The 19,267-nt window shown below is 61.1% G+C and carries 21 protein-coding genes and 1 tRNA gene; 14 read left to right on the forward strand and 8 right to left on the reverse strand.

The features are described 5' to 3' along the window. Positions 1–17: 17 nt before the first annotated feature. Genes dprA through O3A94_02960 form a run of 4 tightly spaced genes read right to left on the reverse strand, consistent with a single transcriptional unit; the run spans position 18 to position 4,081 of the window. Entirely contained in the window at positions 18–1,145 is a 1,128-nt protein-coding gene (gene dprA, locus O3A94_02945) for a DNA-processing protein DprA (protein MDA1355207.1), read from the reverse strand. A gap of 31 nt (positions 1,146–1,176) precedes the next feature. Further along, on the reverse strand, positions 1,177–1,809 hold the full coding sequence (gene plsY, locus O3A94_02950; protein MDA1355208.1) for a glycerol-3-phosphate 1-O-acyltransferase PlsY: 633 nt from the start codon (positions 1,807–1,809) through the stop codon (positions 1,177–1,179). Between the two features lie 12 nt (positions 1,810–1,821). Then, on the reverse strand, positions 1,822–3,120 hold the full coding sequence (locus tag O3A94_02955) for a dihydroorotase (GenBank protein MDA1355209.1): 1,299 nt from the start codon (positions 3,118–3,120) through the stop codon (positions 1,822–1,824). A gap of 7 nt (positions 3,121–3,127) precedes the next feature. Beyond that, positions 3,128–4,081 carry an aspartate carbamoyltransferase catalytic subunit gene (locus tag O3A94_02960; protein MDA1355210.1) on the reverse strand — a complete coding sequence of 318 codons (954 nt, stop codon included), beginning with the start codon at positions 4,079–4,081 and terminating at the stop codon, positions 3,128–3,130. Positions 4,082–4,308: 227 nt separating this feature from the next. Here O3A94_02960 and O3A94_02965 point away from each other — a divergent pair, with 227 nt between their 5' ends. Both O3A94_02965 and O3A94_02970 read left to right on the forward strand, forming a co-directional pair. After that, positions 4,309–5,196 (forward strand): DMT family transporter, encoded by an 888-nt coding sequence (locus tag O3A94_02965; GenBank protein MDA1355211.1) that lies wholly within the window; start codon positions 4,309–4,311, stop codon positions 5,194–5,196. Next, positions 5,193–6,104: a DMT family transporter gene (locus O3A94_02970; GenBank protein MDA1355212.1), complete on the forward strand. Its 912-nt coding sequence runs from the start codon at positions 5,193–5,195 to the stop codon at positions 6,102–6,104. Before O3A94_02965 ends, O3A94_02970 begins: the two co-directional genes overlap by 4 nt. Here O3A94_02970 and ruvX read toward each other — a convergent pair. Further along, positions 6,101–6,568, reverse strand: a complete 468-nt coding sequence (ruvX, locus tag O3A94_02975) for a Holliday junction resolvase RuvX (GenBank protein MDA1355213.1) — start codon at positions 6,566–6,568, stop codon at positions 6,101–6,103. The genes O3A94_02970 and ruvX overlap by 4 nt on opposite strands. Positions 6,569–6,695: 127 nt before the next feature. Here ruvX and gatC point away from each other — a divergent pair, with 127 nt between their 5' ends. The 4 genes from gatC to O3A94_02995 are packed head-to-tail and all read left to right on the forward strand — an operon-like array spanning position 6,696 to position 10,346. Continuing rightward, complete coding sequence (gene gatC / locus O3A94_02980; GenBank protein MDA1355214.1) at positions 6,696–6,983, forward strand: Asp-tRNA(Asn)/Glu-tRNA(Gln) amidotransferase subunit GatC; 288 nt, start codon at positions 6,696–6,698, stop codon at positions 6,981–6,983. After that, a complete protein-coding gene (gene gatA / locus O3A94_02985; GenBank protein ID MDA1355215.1) occupies positions 6,980–8,464 on the forward strand; it encodes an Asp-tRNA(Asn)/Glu-tRNA(Gln) amidotransferase subunit GatA in 1,485 nt (494 codons plus the stop codon). Before gatC ends, gatA begins: the two co-directional genes overlap by 4 nt. Next, on the forward strand, positions 8,461–9,918 hold the full coding sequence (gene gatB / locus O3A94_02990; protein ID MDA1355216.1) for an Asp-tRNA(Asn)/Glu-tRNA(Gln) amidotransferase subunit GatB: 1,458 nt from the start codon (positions 8,461–8,463) through the stop codon (positions 9,916–9,918). The genes gatA and gatB overlap by 4 nt, the downstream gene beginning before the upstream one ends. Before the next feature lie 17 nt (positions 9,919–9,935). Then, complete coding sequence (locus tag O3A94_02995; protein ID MDA1355217.1) at positions 9,936–10,346, forward strand: DUF1348 family protein; 411 nt, start codon at positions 9,936–9,938, stop codon at positions 10,344–10,346. On the opposite strand, the gene O3A94_03000 is transcribed toward O3A94_02995, so the two are convergent. After that, positions 10,343–11,182 (reverse strand): carbohydrate ABC transporter permease, encoded by an 840-nt coding sequence (locus O3A94_03000; protein ID MDA1355218.1) that lies wholly within the window; start codon positions 11,180–11,182, stop codon positions 10,343–10,345. The two genes, O3A94_02995 and O3A94_03000, sit on opposite strands and share 4 nt — an antisense overlap. A gap of 125 nt (positions 11,183–11,307) precedes the next feature. Between O3A94_03000 and O3A94_03005 the strand changes: the two genes are divergently transcribed. After that, positions 11,308–11,970 (forward strand): cysteine hydrolase, encoded by a 663-nt coding sequence (locus O3A94_03005; protein MDA1355219.1) that lies wholly within the window; start codon positions 11,308–11,310, stop codon positions 11,968–11,970. Between the two features lie 164 nt (positions 11,971–12,134). Here O3A94_03005 and O3A94_03010 read toward each other — a convergent pair whose 3' ends face one another. Continuing rightward, positions 12,135–12,806: a cupin domain-containing protein gene (locus tag O3A94_03010; protein ID MDA1355220.1), complete on the reverse strand. Its 672-nt coding sequence runs from the start codon at positions 12,804–12,806 to the stop codon at positions 12,135–12,137. Positions 12,807–12,931: 125 nt separating this feature from the next. Here O3A94_03010 and O3A94_03015 point away from each other — a divergent pair, with 125 nt between their 5' ends. From O3A94_03015 to O3A94_03045, 7 genes are all read left to right on the forward strand, one after another. Next, the gene (locus O3A94_03015; GenBank protein MDA1355221.1) at positions 12,932–13,627 is read left to right on the forward strand and encodes a glutathione binding-like protein; all 696 of its coding nucleotides are present in this window, start codon (positions 12,932–12,934) and stop codon (positions 13,625–13,627) included. 54 nt (positions 13,628–13,681) lie between these two features. Then, the gene (locus O3A94_03020; protein ID MDA1355222.1) at positions 13,682–14,389 is read left to right on the forward strand and encodes a glutathione S-transferase N-terminal domain-containing protein; all 708 of its coding nucleotides are present in this window, start codon (positions 13,682–13,684) and stop codon (positions 14,387–14,389) included. Beyond that, on the forward strand, positions 14,386–15,417 hold the full coding sequence (locus O3A94_03025) for a C-terminal binding protein (GenBank protein ID MDA1355223.1): 1,032 nt from the start codon (positions 14,386–14,388) through the stop codon (positions 15,415–15,417). The genes O3A94_03020 and O3A94_03025 overlap by 4 nt, the downstream gene beginning before the upstream one ends. Positions 15,418–15,427: 10 nt before the next feature. After that, complete coding sequence (locus tag O3A94_03030) at positions 15,428–16,054, forward strand: glutathione S-transferase family protein (GenBank protein ID MDA1355224.1); 627 nt, start codon at positions 15,428–15,430, stop codon at positions 16,052–16,054. Next, the gene (locus O3A94_03035) at positions 16,051–16,716 is read left to right on the forward strand and encodes a glutathione S-transferase N-terminal domain-containing protein (protein MDA1355225.1); all 666 of its coding nucleotides are present in this window, start codon (positions 16,051–16,053) and stop codon (positions 16,714–16,716) included. The genes O3A94_03030 and O3A94_03035 overlap by 4 nt, the downstream gene beginning before the upstream one ends. Before the next feature lie 8 nt (positions 16,717–16,724). Further along, a complete protein-coding gene (locus tag O3A94_03040) occupies positions 16,725–17,216 on the forward strand; it encodes a YbaK/EbsC family protein (GenBank protein ID MDA1355226.1) in 492 nt (163 codons plus the stop codon). Positions 17,217–17,340: 124 nt separating this feature from the next. Further along, positions 17,341–17,433: transfer RNA gene (locus O3A94_03045), tRNA-Ser, on the forward strand. A gap of 294 nt (positions 17,434–17,727) precedes the next feature. Here O3A94_03045 and O3A94_03050 read toward each other — a convergent pair. Further along, on the reverse strand, positions 17,728–19,267 hold a 1,540-nt coding region (locus O3A94_03050; protein MDA1355227.1), incomplete at its 5' end, for a recombinase family protein.

A 19,267-nucleotide genomic window follows, 5' to 3' on the forward strand; every position in this document is an offset into this window, starting at 1 on the left:
TGGAATAATGCGAATTATCACACTGATTCTATTAACGAAACCTGACCTCCAACATGGCGTTCCAAGCGGCCCGCCAGCTCAAGTTCCAACAAGATGGTGAGTGGCAGGGCAGGTGTCAACCTGCTCTGACGCAGCAGCTCGTCAATCGGAACAGGGCTCGGGCCGAGCAGTTCAAGCGCTCTAGGGCGGGCCGCAGCCAGTTCCGATTCGCCCATCGCCACCATGTCCGGAGCGCCAAATTCGTCGTTTCGTTGCTCACCCAGGGTGTCGGGAATTACGCCGGCAAAGGCTTCGATAATGTCCTCAGCCCCTTGCACCAGGATTGCGCCGTCGCGGATCAGGCCGTTGCAACCGCGGCTGCGCGAATCCAGCGGTGAGCCCGGCACCGCGAATACTTCGCGGCCCTGTTCGCCCGCCAGGCGGGCGGTTATGAGCGAGCCTGAACGCGGCGCGGCCTCGACGACGACGACGCCGCGCGCCAAGCCTGATATGATTCTATTGCGGCGGGGAAAATGGCGCGCCTGGGGAACGGTGCCGAGCGGCGGCTCGCCGATTACCACACCGCGCGCGACGATTTCCTCGTAGAGCGCGGCGTTTTGCTTGGGATAGACGACATCGACGCCGCCGCCCATCACGGCGAGAGTGCCGCTCTCGAGCGCGCCTTGATGTGCCGCCGTGTCGATGCCGCGCGCCATGCCGGAGACTACGGCGAAACCGGCGGCGCCCAAATCCGCCGCCAAGTGGCAGGCGAATCGGATGCCGTTGGCCGAGGCGTTGCGCGCGCCCACCATGGCGATGATATTACTTTCGAGCAGATGGCCATGCCCGCGGATGGCGATCAGTGGCGGACAATCGGAAAGCGCGGCGAGCGGTGCGGGATAGCCGCACTCATGACAGGCGAGGAAACGGCCGCCGATTTTTTCAAGCGCAGCGATCTCGCGCTCGGCGTCCGATTTGGAGAACAGTTTGATAGAGCGCTTGCGGCCGCCGCTGCGCGCCAACTCCGGCAATGCGTCGAGCGCCCGTGCCGCGCCGCCAAAGCGTTGCAAAAGCGCGAAGAAGGTGATGGGGCCGATATTTTCGCTGCGCGACAGGCGCAGCCAGTCGAGACGTTCGTTGTCGCTAAGAGGGCGCGCATCAACCATAGGTGGCAATTAATAGATAAACATCAAACCGTCAACCGCTGGCTGATTTACCCCTGTCGGCGCCAAATCTGGATTCACGCCCGCTCAACAGACGGCGGATGTTGGCGTGATGTTTGACGACCACGATGACCGCCAGCAATGCTGCCAATTCGGCGAGTTGGCGGCCGGCGAGCAAATAGCCGAAGCCCGGCGCCGAAACCAAGGCGATCAGGGCTGCCAGCGAGGAATAGCGAAAGATTGCGGCGGCGGCGAGCCACACGGCGCAAGCGATTAGACCAAGCCGCCAGTCGACCGCGAGCAGCACGCCGAGGCTGGTCGCCACGCCCTTGCCGCCGCGAAACAACAGCCAGACCGGCGCCACATGCCCGATGACCGCGGCAATGCCTGCCGCGAGGGCTAGGTCGGGGCCATATTGGCCGGCCAACAAGACGGCCGCCGCACCCTTGGCGCCGTCGAGCAGCAAAGTGGCTGCGGCGAGCGGCTTGTTGCCGGTGCGGAGCACATTGGTGGCGCCGATATTGCCCGAGCCGATGGCGCGGATATCGCCGTGCCCAAAAAGGCGCGCGAGCAGCAGCCCGACGGGTACTGAGCCCAACACATAGGCGGCGGCGAAAGCGACCGCGTAGTAAGGCCAAGAATACGCCCAACTAATCGGATCGGGCATGACGTAGAGGCCTTAGGTTTCGGCGGTGAACAAGGTGCGCCCGTCGACGATCGTCCGCAGGGCGCGGCCTTGCACCGGGCGGCCATCGAACGGCGTATTTTTGGACATGCTGCGAAATTTCGTGCTGTCCACTACCCAAGGCGCCTCGAGGTCGAACAGCAGGAGGTCTGCCGGCGCGCCCTTGCGCAAGCGCCCGACCGGCAATTTCAACAGGTCTGCCGGGGCCAGTGTCAGACGACGCAACAGCTCGAGCAGGGGCATGTGGCCGCCATGATAAAGTTCCAGTGACAGCGGCAACAGGGTTTCCAGACCGACAATGCCATTCGCCGCATGGGCCATCGGCAGGCGCTTGCTCTCCTGATCGTGCGGTGCGTGGTCAGTGGCGATGGCATCGATGGTGCCGTCCTTCAGGCCTTCGACGATGGCGGCGCGGTTGGTCTCGCTTCGCAACGGCGGCGCCATTTTGGCGAAGGTGCGGTAATCGCCGACATCGAGATCGGTGAGGGAAAAGTGATGTGGCGCGGCTTCGCAGGTGACCCGCAACCCGCGCGCCTTGGCGCGGCGTACGCAATCCACGGCGTCGGCGGTCGAGATATGGGCGACGTGATAGCGTCCGTCGGTGTGCTCGACCAGGCGGATATCACGCTCCACCATCACGGTCTCGGAGATCTCCGGAATGCCGTCGAGGCCGAGGCGGGTGGCGACCTCGCCCTCAGCCATGCAACCGCATGAGGACAGAGAAAGATCCTCGGCATGCTGCGAAATTAGCAGGTCGAATGTTTTGGCATAGCTCAGTGCGCGGCGCATCACCTGGCTATCGGAAATTGGCAGCCCATCATCAGTGAACGCCACTGCGCCGGCCTCGGCCAGCATGCCGAATTCGGTCAATTGTTTGCCTCCCAGCCCCTTGGTGACGGCGGCAAACGGGAACACCTTGGCGCCCTTGGCTTCGCGCGCGCGGCGGTGGATGAATTCGATCAGCCCAACATTGTCGATCACTGGGTCGGTGTTGGGCATGCAGCACAGACTGGTCACACCGCCGGCCAGTGCCGACTGGCTACCGGTGGCGATGGTTTCCTTATGCTCGTGGCCGGGCTCGCGCAGATGGACATGCATGTCGACCAGCCCGGGAGACAGGCAATGGCCGCCGCAATCTACAGTTTCGATGCCCTCTGGCACGCCATCGGCAAAGAGGCCTGGGCCGAGATCGGTGATGTGCGCGCCCTCTGTCAACAGGCCGCCGAGGGCGTCGAGCCCGCTTTCCGGGTCCAGCAGGCGAGCGTTGATATAGGCGGTGCGTTTATCGGTCATGGCCTGCTCACACGCTCTCGGGGTCGCGCCCCAGCATGTCGAGGCACGCCTGACGCACCGCCAGACCGAGCTCGACCTGTTCCAAAATAGCGCTCCGGGTGATGTCGTCGGCGACGCGGCTGTCGATTTCAACGCCGCGGTTCATCGGCCCAGGGTGCATGATCAGCGCATCCGGTCGGGCCATCGCGAGCTTGGCTTCGTCGAGGCCGAAATAGCGGAAATATTCGCGCGTTGATGGCACGAAAGTGCCCTGCATGCGCTCCGCCTGGAGGCGCAGCATCATGATGATGTCGCATTCCTCGAGGCCGCGCCGCATATCGTGAAAAACTTCGACGCCGAGGCGCTCGATGGCGGGCGGCAGTAGGGTCGGCGGCGCTATCAGCCGCACTTGTGAGCCCATCATGGTGAGCAGAAGAATATTCGAGCGCGCAACCCGGCTGTGCATGACATCGCCACAAATCGCCACCCGCAGACCATCGAGGCGGCCCTTATGGTTGCGGATGGTGAGGGCGTCGAGCAAGGCCTGAGTGGGGTGCTCATGGCTGCCGTCGCCGGCATTAATGACCGAGCAATTGACGTGATTGGCAAGCAGACGAACCGCGCCGGCGTCCGGATGGCGGACAACGATGACATCGGGATGCATGGCGTTCAGCGTCATCGCCGTATCGATCAGGGTTTCGCCCTTTTTGATCGCCGACGAGGCGACGGAAATATTGATGACATCGGCGCCGAGGCGCTTGCCGGCGAGCTCGAACGAAGTGCGGGTACGCGTCGAAGTTTCGAAAAATAAAAGGATCAGCGTGCGGCCACGCAATATGTCCGATTTCTTCTGGGCGTTGCGGTTGAGCGCGACATAGGTTTCGGATAGATCGAGAATCGCCGATACCGTGTCGGGGGAAAGACCTTCAATCCCGAGCAGGTCACGCTGGGCAAGCGCATTGGGACGCGACAGGGGCTGCATTAAGAGCGGTTAATAGCGCTGCCGCGCCAGAGCGGCAACACGCACGATGGGGCCGCTGCCAAGGGTTTCAATTCATAGGAGAATTTGCCGCTGGCCCGTGATGTCTCGGAGCGCTTCACATGCGTTCGGTGCGCGAATCGGTGCTGGACGAAGCGGCCCGGATAACCGATCTTCGTGGGTCCATGAATAATCACCCTCATCCCCCCCCTGCGCCGTCAGGCGGCGTTATGGCCGTACACGCCATCACGCTGATCGCCAATCTGTTGGTTTCTACCTCCTTTCCGGTCGGCAAGGAGATTGCCAACGCCTTCGAGCCGGGCGTCCTGATGCTGCTGCGGTTCGGGCTCGCGGCAATAATTATCGGAATTTACGTACATTTCCGCCACGGCCTGACCTGGCCGCGATGGGGAGCCATCTGGCGCTACGCGGTGATAGCGCTGACCGTGGTGATATTCTTCTGGTGCATGTTCGAGGCGCTGCGCCACACCAGCGCGCTCAATACAAGCGCGCTCTTTACGACCGTTCCCGTGCTCTCCGGTATCTTTGCTTTTTTCATCGCTGGCGAGCGCCTTGGGCGTTATCGCGTTGCCGCTTTGGCGCTCGGATTGCTGGGCGCGTTGTGGATTATTTTCCGCGGCGATCCGGAGCGCGTGGTTACGCTCGCCGTGAACAAGGGGGATTTGATCTTTCTCGCCGGCTGTGTCGCTTTCGGTCTCTATGGCGTCTTTATCAAGCGCTTTCACACGGGCGAGCCGACCGCCGTCACCACCTTTTGGGTGTTGTTGTTCAGCGCCATCCTTTACCTCGCCATTGCCGGCAAGGATTTGGCTTCTTCGCCGTGGGCGGAAACCGAGTTGGCTGTCTATGGCGCAGTGGTTTATCTCGCCGTGGTCAGCACGGTTATTTCATTTTTCATGTTTCAGTTCGCAACACCGCGCATTGGGCCGACGCGCGTTCTGGCCTATTCCTATTTCATTCCAGCGTTTGTGCTGTTGGTCGATTGGGCCATCGGACGCGGCCTGCCGCCGCTGATGACGTTCCCCGGGGTCGCCATCGTGCTGATTGCCAGCCTGGTCATCCAACGCGGTGTGATCGAAATCGGACCGAGCCGGTGAGCATCACGGCGGCGCATGTTATTGCCGTTTTGGGGATGTTCTTCATCGCTACGATTTTCAGCGTCGGAGATGAAATTGCCGATTCCATGCCGGCCGGCGTTTTGATGACGTTGCGCTTCGGCACTGCGGCGCTTCTGTTTACACCCTATATATTATGGCGCCACGGCATACGCTGGCCCGGGCTCTCCGGCCTGTGGCGCTATGGCCTGCTATCCCTGCTCTCGACTATTTTCTTTTGGTCCATGTTTGAAGGCTTGAAATACACCGATTCCCTCAACACCAGCGCCATTTCGACGACGATTCTGGGATTCACCGCCATCTACGGCGCGATTTTGATGCGCGAGCGCCTCGGGCGCTACCGCTTTGCGGCGCTCCTAATCGGCTTGGTGGGCACGCTCTGGGTGATATTTCGAGGCGATCCCGAACGGCTAGTCGCGCTTGAGCTGAACAGGGGCGATGCCCTGTTTTTTGCGGGCTGCATATCGATGGGCCTATACGCTGCGCTAATTCCGAAGCTGTACCGCGGTGAGCCGGTGGCAGTGATGAGTTTTTGGATCATGGTAATGGTCACCGTCCTCTTTGTGGCCGTTGCCAATGTTGAGTTCGCCGAGGTTCCCTGGGGGACGATCGATGGCAGCGTCTGGGGCGCCTTGGCATGGCTCGCCATCGGCCCGACCATGTTGACCTTTTTCATGATTCAGTCGACCTCTCTGGTGATCGGCGCGACCCGCGTGCAGTCCTATTCTTATTTAATTCCGGCCTTCGTCCTGGTGTTTGACTGGGCCTTAGGCCGGGGCCTGCCAACTGCGATGACGATCCCTGGCATCGTCATCGTCGTGCTCGCCACTTTGGTGATTCAGCGCGGTGTCCTCGCCGAATCCGGCGAACCCGCACCCGCTAAGAGTTAGCCTCGACGCGCCAGATAATCCAATGCGCCTTGCAGGATATAGGCGGCGGCGAGTTTATCGACCAATTCGGCGCGGCGGCGGCGCGAGAGATCGGCTTCGATCAAGGTGCGCTCCACCGCCGCCGTCGATAGACGCTCGTCCCACAGTGCCACCGGTATATTCAGCCGTTCCGCCAAATTTTCTGCGAATTGGCGCGCCGATTGGGCGCTTGGTCCGGTCGAGCCATCCATATTGAGGGGCAGGCCGACAACGATGCCGCCGACGTGCTCGGCCTTGATCAATGTCTCAATACGCGCTGCGAGATCGGTAAATTTGCCGCGCTTGAGCTGTTCCGCCGGGCTCGCAATCATGCGTGAGAGATCTGATAAGGCCATGCCCACTGTCTTGCTGCCGGGATCAAGGCCGATCAAGCGGGACATCGCCGGCAGCCTATCGGCCAACTCGTCGAGGGACATGAGCGTCATATTGCGGTTCACCCGGCCTGGTGTTACCTTCGCCGCCTTTCGCGGAGCCAAGGCTTTGAAAAACTTGAAGGTAATGGCGCCCGCAAAAGTTATTTCGCAGTGTTTTACAGCTTGGGTACCCTGACACATGGCAATTGATAAGGCCACCGTGCTGCGCATCGCAAAATTGGCGCGTATCGAAGTCGCGGATGACGCGACCGATGGCTTGGCCGACGAATTAAACGCCATCATGACTTGGGTTGAGCAGCTTTCGGAAGTAGATACCGAGGGGGTCGAACCAATGACCAGCGTCGTCGCGGTGAAGCTGCCTCTGCGCGCCGATGTGGCCGGAGCGGCCGTGCCGCGCGAGGATTTGCTGGCCGATGCACCGAATACTGAAGACGGCTTTTTCGTCGTCCCCAAGGTGATCGAATGAGCGCACTGACCGATTTGACGATCGCCGCCGCGCGCGCCGGCCTCGACGCGCGAGAATTCTCGGCCCGCGAGCTGACTGACGCGCATATCGCCGCGGCCGAAGCCGCACGCGAGTTGAACACGCTCGTGTTCGAAACCTTCGACCTGGCGCGCGCCCGAGCGGACGCCGCGGACAAGCGACTGGCAGCGGGCGAGGGCGGCCTGTTGGAAGGCGTGCCGCTTGCGATTAAGGATCTCTATTGCACCCGCGGCGTTCACTCGACTGCGTGTTCGCATATTTTGGACGGCTTTGAGCCGCCTTATGAATCCACCGTCACCGAGAATCTATGGCGCGAGGGCGCGGTGATGCTGGGCAAGGCGAACATGGACGAATTTGCCATGGGTTCGGCTAACGTCACCAGCTATTACGGCAATGTCATCAACCCATGGCGCCGACAGAGCGACGACAAGCCGCTGGTGCCGGGCGGCTCCTCGGGCGGCTCGGCGGCGGCGGTGGCTGCGCACCTAGCGCTCGGTGCTACCGGCACCGACACCGGTGGTTCGATCCGCCAGCCGGCGGCATTTTGCGGCATCGTCGGCCTCAAGCCCACCTATGGCCGATGCTCGCGCTGGGGTCTCATCGCCTTTGCCTCGTCGCTCGACCAGGCCGGGCCGCTTACCCGTAGCGTCGAAGATGCCGCCCTGATGCTGCGCGCTATGGCCGGATATGATGCTAAGGATTCGACCTCGGTTAATGTGCCGGTGCCGAATTACACGGCGGCGCTGAACGGCGACGTAAAAGGGTTGCGCATCGGTGTGCCGGCCGAATATCGCCTCGACGGCATGCCCGAGGAGATCGAGACGTTGTGGCGCCAAGGCACCGAGTGGTTCAGGGCGGCGGGCGCCGAGATCGTCGATATATCCCTGCCGCACACGAAATATTCGCTGCCGACCTATTACATCGTGGCGCCGGCGGAATGCTCGTCCAACTTGGCGCGCTATGACGGTGTGCGCTTTGGCCTGCGCGAGGCGGACAGCGATTTAACGCATATGTATGAGCGCACGCGGGCAAAAGGCTTTGGCGCCGAAGTGCAGCGCCGCATCATGATCGGCACCTACGTGCTCTCGGCCGGCTATTACGACGCCTATTATTTGAAGGCGCAGAAACTGCGTACTCTGATTGCGCGCGATTTTCAGACTGCGTTCGAAAAGGTCGATGTGGTGCTGACGCCGACCGCGCCATCGCCGGCCTTCGCCATCGGCGAGAAAATGGACGATCCCATTGCGATGTATTTGAACGACGTCTTTACCGTGCCGGCGAGTATGGCGGGCCTGCCCGGCATTTCGGTGCCGGCTGGCCTTAGCAATGACGGCCTGCCGCTCGGCTTACAGCTGCTCGGCCAGCCGTTTGACGAAGCGCGCATGTTGAACGCGGCGCAGTTTTTGGAGACGGCGGCTGCGTTTAGCGCTAAGCCGGCTTGGCTCACGGAACGCGCGGCATGAGCAGTTACCGCATCGCGGGCGAGAGCGGCGAGTGGGAAGTGGTCGTTGGGCTGGAAATCCACGCGCAAGTGGTGAGCCACGCAAAGCTCTTTTCCGACGCGCCGACCGATTTCGGTGCCGAGGCCAATACCCAGGTCTCGCTGGTGGATGCAGCGATGCCGGGCATGCTGCCGGTGATCAACGGCGAATGCGTGAAACAGGCGGTGCGTACCGGCCTGGCGCTGGGCGCTGAGATAAATCTTTATTCGGTTTTTGACCGTAAGAATTACTTCTATCCCGATCTGCCGCAGGGCTATCAGATATCGCAATTCAGCCAGCCCATCGTCGGCCGTGGCGAGATCGAAATCGATCTTGAGAATGGCGAGACGCGGCTGATCGGCATTACGCGTCTTCATTTGGAGATGGATGCCGGCAAGAGTATCCACGATATGCGCGCCGACGCCACCTTTGTCGATCTCAACCGTGCCGGCGTGGCGCTGATGGAAATTGTCTCTGAGCCCGACATCCGCTCGCCTGAAGAAGCCGGCGCATATATCCGCAAGATCCGCTCGATCGTGCGGTGTATCGGAAGTTGTGACGGCAATATGGAGCAGGGCTCGCTGCGCTGCGACGTCAATGTTTCGGTCCGCCGCCCAGGCGCGCCGCTCGGCACGCGCTGCGAGATCAAAAACGTCAATTCCGTGCGCTTCGTCATGAAGGCGCTTGAATATGAGGCGTCGCGCCAGGTCGAAATATTGGAAGAGGGCGGCAAGATCGATCAGCAGACGCGTCTGTTTGATGCCAATCAAGGTGTGACACGCAACATGCGCTCAAAAGAAGAGGCACATGATTATCGCTATTTCCCCGACCCGGACCTGCTGCCGCTCGAACTCGACGCCGATTGGGTCGAGCAATTGCGCCGCGAACTTCCCGAGCTGCCGGATGCCAAGAAGCAGCGCTTTATCGCCGAGTATGGTCTCAGCGCCGATGATTCGGGCGTGCTGGTCGCCGAGAAGGAGACCGCGGAATATTTCGAGCAGGTGGCTGCCGGGCGCGACGGCAAGCTGGCCGCCAATTGGGTGATGGGTGAGCTTTTCGCCGCGCTCAACGCAGCCGGGTTGGAGATCGCCGCGTCACCCGTTTCCGCCGCCCAGCTTGGCGGCCTGGTCGACCGGGTAGCCGACAAAACGCTGTCGCGCCGTATCGCTAAAGAAGTCTTCGAGATCATGTTCGAAAGCGGCGGCGAGGCGGCCGCCATCATCGCGGCGCAGGGTCTCAAACAAGTCAGCGATAGCGGCGCCATCGAGGCCGTGGTCGATCAGATCATCGCCGACAATCCGGACAAGGTGGCCGAATATAAGAGCGGCAGAGACAAGCTGATGGGCTGGTTCGTCGGCCAGGTGATGAAAGCCAGTCAGGGCAAGGTCAATCCGCAAATGGCCAACGACATGTTGAACAAAAAGCTTAACGGCTAAGCCAAGGAGTATCGAAAATGCCGGAACGCATCACACCCCCATTTACCGAAGCGAGCGCACGGCAAATGGTGCAGAACGCTGAAGATATTTGGAACGCGCGGGTGGCCGAGGTCGTGCCCAGCGATTACACCGAAGATACCAAATGGCGGTATAAGGATATTTTCGTGGAAGGGCGATCGGGGATTCTGCCCTTCCTCTTGGAGCGCTGGCCGATCCAGCAGGACTACCGCCTCAAGAAGGAGATGTGGTCATTCTTTGGCAACCGTATTTCGGTGCGCTTCATCAGTGAGTGGCGCCACCGCGATACCGGCCAATGGTACCGCAGCTTCGGCAACGAGCATTGGGAATTTGCCGCTGACGGGCTGATGTCGGTGCAGGATATTTCGTCCAACGATATGGAAATCGCCGAGAGCGAGCGCACGCTCTAATTTTTTACCGCGCCGAAGGTGAAGCCGCGGCTTAGATGCGGCTGGATTAAGAATCCGAGAATAAGCAGTGGCGGCAAGGCGAGGACGGCGAGCGCACCCTGCACATGCGGGCTGTAAACCTTGTTGACGAGTTGCACCGGAATGGTGACCCAGCGCCCGGCGGTGAGTGCCAGCGCCAGCGCGCCTTCACCCCAGCAGATGATAAAAATGAACAGAATTGTCGCCGCCAACCCGCTCCGCATGAGTGGCAGGGTGACAAAGAAATAGCTGTGCCAGCGCGACAAGCCGTCCATCATCGCCGCTTCCTCGATCTCCACCGGCACCTGATCGATGAAGCTTTTCAGCATCAAGGTTGAGATCGGCACGGTGTAGGCGGCGTAGACCAAGATCAGGCCAGAAAAACTATCACGCAGGCCGACGGTGGTGATGACCGCAACCACGGGAATGGCCACCGCCATCGGCGGCGCCATGCGGAAGGAGAGAATATAGAGCAGCATCCTGGGCCCGCCGGCGCCATGCCGCGAGATGGCGAAAGCTGCCATGAGGCCGGCAACAATCGAGAGAAATGTCGCAGAGGCCGCAACCACACCGGATGTGACGAGGGCGGGCCAGGAAGAGGTTTGTGGCCAGCCCGCCGGGTCGATATACGGGTAAAAGACGTTGCGATAATTCTCCAGCGTCGGCTCCTGCGGCAGCCAATGTATGGGCACAACATAAAATTCCCAGAGTGGCCTGAAGCTGACCGATAGCAGCCAGAGCAGGGGCGCCACGGCAAACACCAGCGCCGCAAAGAGTGCCACATAATGGCCCAGGTGCATGTTTCGCGGCTGAATCATGGCCTCTGGCATTTCCGCTTTATCGTCATCGCTGACAGTATGCACTAAGCTCGCGCTGGGTTTTCAAAAACCAGTGCATGACCAGTGCATGACCAGTGCATGACCAGTGCAGGAATAGTAAAAAAATGCTGCCTGAATTACACCCGCAGTGGCGGGGTTTGGATTTCAAAGCGCTGTTTGCTGGCGCCGCCGCCTTCGTCAACACAGACGCACAGAACAGCATCCTCGATCCGAAGGGTGTGCTTAGCTCCGAGAAGATTTGGCAGGGCGCGCGCGAGCAGGGCGGATCGCTGCACAATATCCTCCGCCTCGCCGCCGCCTGCCGCGGCCGCGCCATGCCGTTTCTGTGGCTACGCTATGACCGCTTCATCGGCGAGCGCCGGCCATTGACCGAAATGGACGCAGCGCAATACGGCCATTGGAACAAGGACTATACCGGCGACGCCGCACAGAAAGAGTGGGAAGCGGATTTGGTGCCGGAGGTGAAGGCAATTATGCAGCCGGATGACATCACCCTGATCTATCCCGCCTGGAGCATTTTTACCGGCACGCCGATTGAGCGCTGGCTGGCGCAATGGGGCGCCCGCACCCTTCTTATTTCCGGCTATCACACCGATTGGTGCGTCGAGATGGCGGTACGCAGTGCGCGTGACATGGGTTATATGCCGGTGGTGATCGGTGACGCTTGCGGCACCACCCAGCCGTTGCACGATCAGACCCTGGCGCAGATCAACGATTGCTACGCCCCGGTCATCTCGACCAGCGCCGCCATTGACGCGCTGGCGTAGGATTTATCAGTTCCCTCAGACGCCGGGCGGTCGCATCCGCTCCAGCTGACTCCGTGGGGGCTACCTCGCATAAGCTCGGGCGCGCGGTTGCGCTTGCCGAAATGCAAACGCACTCCGGTTGGTGGCGCCGCTAGATTGGCTTCTCGCGCGTCATCGTAGGTCAGTTAACTCAGATGGCCGAGCTTGCCGTAGAACAGGCAGCCGGTTTCGGATTTGGCCCAATGGTGGCTGCCGGCGGGGCTGCGTCCCCAGCAACCCTGCGCGTAGCGTCCATATTGGTCCTCTAGCCCGCCCTCCAGGATGAATATTTCTTCGCCGCCGGGATGCGTGTGCTCGGATACTTCACAGCCAGGCGTCAGGCGGTAAAGGCTGATCTTCTCGCCGTTGGCTTTATCATGGTGGAGTGCCAATTGGTTGATGCCGGAGACTCCGGTTCCCTTCCACGGCGCGCTCAATGTGTCGACCTGCACCGGCGCGCGTCCGGCGCCCGGGAATTGGCGCAGTTTGACGAACAGCAGGCAGCCATCTGCGGAATAAGGCGTGTGGTGCGAGCCGTCCGGATTGAGCAGGAACGTACCCTTGGGGTAGTCGCCGTCTTCATCACTGAACGTGCCGTCGAGCACTAATATTTCCTCGCCATCGGGATGGCCATGGGTGGGAAATTGCGCGCCGGGGTCGAAGCGCACGAGAGACGTGACGCGTCCGGATTCTGCCGGGCCCGACAATTCCAGGCGCTTGCGCCACACACCGGCAACGGGGCTTGGTTGCCACTCCATGGCGCCCGTATCGCACCTTACACGCTCTGAGAAATCCGCATTCACCTCGCCTGCCGACATGTTCATTAGCTCCTTCACCTCTGCGCAAGACGCCTGATTAGCCGGGCAATGCTCCCACGGAACGGGTAGCTTGCCAACCCGGCGGCGTCGCGCCATTCTGCCGCCGTGGAGCTTAGGAGGAAACGATGATTGATCTCTACTATTGGCCGACCCCGAATGGCTGGAAAATAACCATCCTGTTCGAGGAATTGGGGCTCGACTATAAGATCATCCCGGTCAACATCATCGAGGGCGATCAGTTCGCGCCCGATTTTCTCAAGATTGCTCCCAACAACAGAATGCCAGCTATTGTTGATCCGGACGGCGCCGACGGCGAGCCGATCTCGATCTTCGAATCCGGCGCGATCCTCTTGCACTATGCCGAGAAACATAAAAGATTTATCCCCGCCGATGAACGCGGGCGCGTCGACGTGCTGCAATGGCTATTCTTCCAAATGGGCAATGTCGGCCCGATGCTTGGCCAGTGCCACCATTTCCGCAATTATGCGGAGGAAAAATTGGAATACGCGATCGATCGTTACACCCGCGAGGCAACGCGGTTGTACCGGGTGGTCGACACGCGCCTGGCTGATCGTGACTACGTCGCCGGTGATTATTCGATCGCCGATATGGCGTTATTCTCATGGATGCGCGTGTGGAAAAACCAGGGTCAGACGCTTGAAGACTTCCCCCATCTTTCCAAATGGATCGACCGCATGTACCAGCGCCCGGCGGTGCGTCGGGGTCTCGACGTGATGAAAGACGAGCAAGCCAAGAAGCGCGAATTTACCGAAGAGCAACGCTCGGTCATGTTCGGCGACAAACAATTTTCGGCGCGCTAGGCGTCGGCCAGAAAATATGACGGCGATAGCGGCGATAGCGGCGACAGCAGTGCGATGATTGAACTCTATTATTGGCCGACGCCGAACGGCTGGAAGATCACCATCCTGCTTGAGGAACTGGGCCTCGACTACACCGTGATCCCGGTGAATATCCTGAAGGGCGAGCAGTACACGCCGGAGTTTATCGCCCTCAACCCGAACAACAAGATTCCGGTGCTTGTCGATTCCGATGGCGCCGACGGGGCGCCGGTCACGCTGTTCGAATCCGGCGCCATCATGCTTTATCTGGCCGAGAAGACCGGGCAGTTTTTTGCCGATACCGCGCGCGGCAAATATGACGTGCTGCAATGGTTGATGTTTCAGATGGGCGGAGTCGGTCCGTTTTTCGGCCAAGCAAATCATTTCAATCACTATGCCAGCGAACAGGTGCCGTACGCGATCGAGCGCTACAATACCGAGGCGGCGCGCCTGCTGCGCGTTATGGACACACAGCTTGAGGGACAGGATTGGATCGCTGGCGGCTATTCCATTGCCGACATGGCGCTCTTCGGCTGGACCCGCGATTACGCCAAGCAAGCCACGGTTCTGGAACCCTATGCCAATGTAGGGGCGTGGTTCGAGCGCCTGTTGGCACGCCCTGCGGTGCAACGCGGCCTTGCCGTGCTGGCTGACACGCGCAAGGCGCCCTCCGAATTCGATGATGAAGCACGGGCCGTGATGTTCGGTGAAGATGCGGCCGCGGCCGGAAAGGACGAAACATGAGAATCCTGATTCCAGACGCCCAATTCCCGGGCGCCGCGGATGTCGAGCAAGAGGCGCTCGGCGACACCGCAGAAATCGAAATTCATCGCTGCGCCCGGGCGGAAGAGGTCGCCGATGAATCCTGGGCCGCCTGTGACGCCGTCCTCGCCTGGCAGAACGTGATCGTCGATGCGGCGCTGGTTTCCAAGCTCAAAAATTGCCGCATCATTGTGCGCTGCGGCATCGGATATGATCGCATGGGTCTGGAGGCTTGCGGTGCGCGCGGCATTCCAGTGTGCAACGTGCCGACCTATGATTTCACCGATGTGATGAGCTCAACGCTTGCCATGTCGCTCGCCTTGATGCGCGGGCTGATGACGTATGACCGTTCGCTGCGGCCCGATATGGCGGCCGGTTGGGAATGGGGCGGCGCGCCGGCGATGCGCCGTGTGCGCGACCAGAATTTTGCCGTCATCGGCTGCGGGCGGATCGGCACCGGGGTGCTGCTCCGCGCCAAGGGCTTCGGCATGACACCCGGCTATTACGACCCCTATCTTCCCACCGGGCACGACAATTCCCTCGGCGTCAGGCGCTTTCACAGCCTTGAAGAGGTGCTGGCCTGGGCCGATGTGGTGAGCATTCACACACCGCTCAACGACGAAACCTCCAATATGATCAATCGCGACAGCGTGGCTGCGATGAAGCCGGGCGCGATTTTCGTCAATTGCGCCCGCGGCGGGTTGGTCGATCTCGACGGGTTGGAGTGGGGCTTGCGCGACGGCCCGCTTGCTGCCGCCGCGCTCGACGTCTTTCCCGAGGAGCCGCCGGAAAGCCATCCGCTGATTTCGGCCTGGCTTGCCGATGAGGAATGGCTGCGCGGGCGGCTCTGCATCACGCCGCATTGCTCGTTCTATTCCGAGACAACCTTTGCCGAGATTCGCGGGGGCGCAGCGGCGACGGCGGCTGCCTATTTACGTGATGGCAGCCTGATCAATTGTGTAAACCAGGCCTATTTAGACGCTTCGTCGGCCGGGCAAACGGCAGAATGAGAGGTCATCGGTGAATGATAAATCGGTAAAATTATACGGGCACTATATTTCCATCCCGTCCTGCAAGGTCGGCCTGATGTTGAGCATGGGCGGCATCCCGCATAGCTATCACCATGTTGACCTCATGAAAGGCGAGCATAAAGAACCCGCCTTCTTGGGCTTGAACCGGTTCACCCAAGTGCCGGTAATTGTTCACGCCGGCAAGACAATCTGCCAGTCGGACGTCATTTTGGTTTATCTCGCCGAACAGTTTACGTCGCTGGACGGCAGTACAGAAAACGAGCGCCTTCGGGTGCGCGAATGGCTGTGTTGGCAGGCCGACAGGCTGTGGAATATCACGCGGGCACGCAGCCAGATCAAATTTCAGAACGGCGCGCCGGCGGTTGTCGAGCAGCTACAAAAAGCCTCGCGCGATGCGCTGGGCGTGCTTGATGCCCATTTGGCGGGCGGAGAATTCATCGTTGGCGGGTCGCCGACAATTGCCGATGTCGCATGCTTTACCGTCGTTGCTTATGTTGCTGACGCCGAAATCGACATCGCCGAATGGCCGGCGATCATCGCTTGGCAGGCACGTATGGCGGCACGCGACGGCTGCGGCAACTGGGACGAGATCATGCCCAAGGAGAGCCGTGCGTGATCGATCTCTACACCTGGCAGACACCGAACGGCTTCAAGGTCTCGATCCTGCTGGAGGAGCTTGGCTGGGACTATCAGGTACATGAGATCAATATCGGCGCGGACGAACAGTTCGATCCGGCGTTTCTCAAGCTCTGCCCCAACAATAAGATTCCGGCGATCACCGATTCCGACGGGCCGGACGGCGCGCCGATCTCGCTGTTTGAATCCGGTGCCATCCTGATTTATCTCGCCAACAAGGCCGGGCGGTTTATTTCCACTGATCCGCGCCGCCATATGGAAGAGATTCAGTGGGTCATGTTTCAGATGGCGAATGTCGGCCCGATGTTCGGTCAGACGCACCACTTCAGGACCAAATTGGAGCCCGAAATTGCCTATGCGCGGACGCGTTATCTGCGCGAGACCCATCGCCTCTATGGGGTCATGAACAGCCGTCTGGGGGCGAGTGAATATCTCGCCGGACCGGACTATGGCGTCGCTGATATTGCCACCTGGCCCTGGGTCTCACGCTTCGAGTGGCACGAGATTGCGTGGGCGAATTACCCGCATCTTCGGCGCTGGTTCGATGACATCTGGGCGCGCCCGGCGGTGAAGCGCGGCCGTGCTGTGCCACGCGTCGGCGCAATCTGGGCCGGCGCCTTTCCTGAGCAAGGCGAAGATTAGCCGCGGCCATGTCTAACTTGCAGCACCCTTCCGTCCTGCGCGTACGCGCCTGGCTGGCCGAAGCGGGATCGCCGGCTGAAGTGATCGAACTCAACGAGACGGCACGGAGCGCCCAGGACGCCGCCGACAGTATCGGCACCGAGCTCGGCAGTATCGTCAAATCCCTGGTCTTCGCGGTCGCCGGCCAGCCAGTGATGGCGCTGGTCGCCGGCGACCGGCAGTGCGACACCAAGGCGCTCGCTACGGTGCTTGGCCTCGAAGGCCAGGCCAAACGTGCCGACGCGGATATGGTGCGCGATGCCACCGGTTTTGCCATCGGCGGCGTCGCGCCAGTGGCACATGAGCGTGACCTGCCGATGGCGATCGACACCAGCCTCGGTCGATTTGAGACGGTCTACGCCGCCGCCGGCCACCCCTATTGCGTCTTCGCCACGAGCCTCGCGGAACTAGCGCGCCTCACCGGTGCAACGCTGGGCGAAGAAATAGGCAAGACCGCGTAAGCGTCGGCCAAGGCGCGTTTCGGGACTCCTACCGGCCTGCTTTCCGGCCCGCACCGGCGCCCGCGTTGACAGTCCGCCAACGCACAATTAGATAAGGTGCATCGCCGTGCAACGGACGTTCCTAGGAGGGGTGGCCGAGTGGTCGAAGGCGACGGTTTGCTAAACCGTTATACGGTGTAAAGCTGTATCGAGGGTTCGAATCCCTCTCCCTCCGCCAGCACTTAAGTCATTGATATATAATGTCTTTTTTCCTTTTTAGACAGCCCAAATACCGGCGTCATTTCCGTCGGTTACGGCGTCGTCGGGCTTCGTGGCGGCTTCGTGAGACCGTCCTGGTGCGGCAAACCCACCATTGATATCGCGAAAGTCTCTTACGCCGTTGTTGGTGGTACAACAAAACCCGCGATGATCGCGGGTGGTCGGCCACATGGCCGCTTAGCAGAACCGGGAAAACGTCGCCCCGTGCCGGATCGGCGACGGAGGGTGGCCTTGCCGTGGTCGGGACCGGCGGTCAGCCGGTTCCGAGGAGGGCGTGCTGGTCTTGCCAGGCGATGGGGAGTCGGACCTCGTTCGCGAGGCGCTTCGCGGTCAGCTCGATGGGATGCCGATCACGGAGTATGGCTTTCGTGATCTCCGGGGCGAGGAAGCTGAGCCGCAGGATGCGGGAGAAGTAGGACCCGCCGACGCCGGCTTCGGCGGCAAGCTCCGCCATTGTCTTTCCGCCGTTGCGCATCACCATCGCGTGGTACTGGCGGGCCTGGGCGAGCGCCCGGCACAAGCTGTGGTCGGGTTTGCGCCGCGCGCCGCCACCGGCGCCGTCGATTAGGAGCCTGATCTCGATGCCGGCGCGCTTGAGCCGGGCCGGGACTGACAACGTGATGCTCGGTTCGTTGTCTTCGTTCGGTTGTATCCGGTATCGACGATCATTGTCGTCGAGCAGGATCGAGAGCAGCCGGCCGGGCAGTATCCGGACCTCAAGCGTCTCGCGCGCCAGCTCGATCCGGTCGACAAGGGTCGTGAGGATGGCGCGCCTCTCGGGCGGTTCGATCTTGGGCCATCGTTTGGCAAGATCTGCGGCGCGGGCGATGAAGTCGGTACGCTCGTTCACGTCGGCGACGCGCGGCTCGATCGCGCCGTACAGATCGGTCTCGTTCGTCAGAAACTGCCGCAGGCGCTCCTCGACGAGAGCTTCGAGGTCGCCGGCCGGCACACGGCGACCGTGTGGCGCATCGCGTCGGGATCCCTTGATGAGCCCTTGCGAGACGTAATAGCGGTAGCGGGTTCCCTTCTTATTGGCATGGCTCGGAATCATGCGCGCGCCGGAATCGTCGTAAATCAGGCCCGCCAGAAGGCTCGGCTGCGCAGCCTGAGTGCCGGTCGCCCGGTCGATGCGGTTTTCCGCAAGCTGGCGCTGCACCTCGTTCCACAGAGCCTCTTCGACGATGGCGTCGTGCTGGCCGGGATAGCTTGCCTCCTTGTGGACAATCTCGCCGCGATAGAGGCGGTTCTGCAGCAGCAAATAGAGCACGCCGCGGGCCAGCGGCTTGCCGCCCATGGTCCGGCCGAACCGGTCGAGCCGGATTTTGCTCCTGATGCCGTCGCGGTCGAGTTCGTCCGCAAGCGCGAGGACGGAGCCGAGCGCGGCATAGCGCCGGTAGATATGCCGGACCGTTTCGGCCTCAGCCTCGTTGATCACCAGTTTCCGGTCTTTCACGTCGTAACCAAGAGCAACGTTGCCGCCCATCCACATGCCCTTCTTCTTCGAGGCGGCGATCTTGTCGCGGATGCGCTCGCCGGTGACCTCTCGCTCGAACTGGGCGAAAGACAGCAACATGTTGAGGGTGAGGCGGCCCATGGATGAGGTGGTGTTGAACTGCTGGGTGACCGAGACAAACGAGACGCCTTGCCGGTCGAACACCTCGACGATCTTGGCGAAGTCGCCGAGCGAACGGGTCAATCGATCCACCTTATAGACCACCACCGTATCGATCCGGTTGGCCTCGATATCGGCAAGCAGTCGCTTCAGGGACGGCCGCTCCAGAGTCGCACCC

It is taken from the genome of Pseudomonadota bacterium, from assembly GCA_027624955.1.
Classification (GTDB): Bacteria; Pseudomonadota; Alphaproteobacteria; order UBA828; family UBA828; genus PTKB01.

Coding starts and splice junctions, on each gene's coding strand:
- dprA (MDA1355207.1), bottom strand. CDS start 1,145: ATGGTTGATGCGCGCCCTCTTAGCGACAACGAACGTCTCGACTGGCTG.
- plsY (MDA1355208.1), bottom strand. CDS start 1,809: ATGCCCGATCCGATTAGTTGGGCGTATTCTTGGCCTTACTACGCGGTC.
- O3A94_02955 (MDA1355209.1), bottom strand. CDS start 3,120: ATGACCGATAAACGCACCGCCTATATCAACGCTCGCCTGCTGGACCCG.
- O3A94_02960 (MDA1355210.1), bottom strand. CDS start 4,081: ATGCAGCCCCTGTCGCGTCCCAATGCGCTTGCCCAGCGTGACCTGCTC.
- O3A94_02965 (MDA1355211.1), top strand. CDS start 4,309: ATGGCCGTACACGCCATCACGCTGATCGCCAATCTGTTGGTTTCTACC.
- ruvX (MDA1355213.1), bottom strand. CDS start 6,568: ATGACGCTCATGTCCCTCGACGAGTTGGCCGATAGGCTGCCGGCGATG.
- gatC (MDA1355214.1), top strand. CDS start 6,696: ATGGCAATTGATAAGGCCACCGTGCTGCGCATCGCAAAATTGGCGCGT.
- gatA (MDA1355215.1), top strand. CDS start 6,980: ATGAGCGCACTGACCGATTTGACGATCGCCGCCGCGCGCGCCGGCCTC.
- gatB (MDA1355216.1), top strand. CDS start 8,461: ATGAGCAGTTACCGCATCGCGGGCGAGAGCGGCGAGTGGGAAGTGGTC.
- O3A94_02995 (MDA1355217.1), top strand. CDS start 9,936: ATGCCGGAACGCATCACACCCCCATTTACCGAAGCGAGCGCACGGCAA.
- O3A94_03000 (MDA1355218.1), bottom strand. CDS start 11,182: ATGATTCAGCCGCGAAACATGCACCTGGGCCATTATGTGGCACTCTTT.
- O3A94_03005 (MDA1355219.1), top strand. CDS start 11,308: ATGCTGCCTGAATTACACCCGCAGTGGCGGGGTTTGGATTTCAAAGCG.
- O3A94_03010 (MDA1355220.1), bottom strand. CDS start 12,806: ATGTCGGCAGGCGAGGTGAATGCGGATTTCTCAGAGCGTGTAAGGTGC.
- O3A94_03015 (MDA1355221.1), top strand. CDS start 12,932: ATGATTGATCTCTACTATTGGCCGACCCCGAATGGCTGGAAAATAACC.
- O3A94_03020 (MDA1355222.1), top strand. CDS start 13,682: ATGATTGAACTCTATTATTGGCCGACGCCGAACGGCTGGAAGATCACC.
- O3A94_03025 (MDA1355223.1), top strand. CDS start 14,386: ATGAGAATCCTGATTCCAGACGCCCAATTCCCGGGCGCCGCGGATGTC.
- O3A94_03040 (MDA1355226.1), top strand. CDS start 16,725: ATGTCTAACTTGCAGCACCCTTCCGTCCTGCGCGTACGCGCCTGGCTG.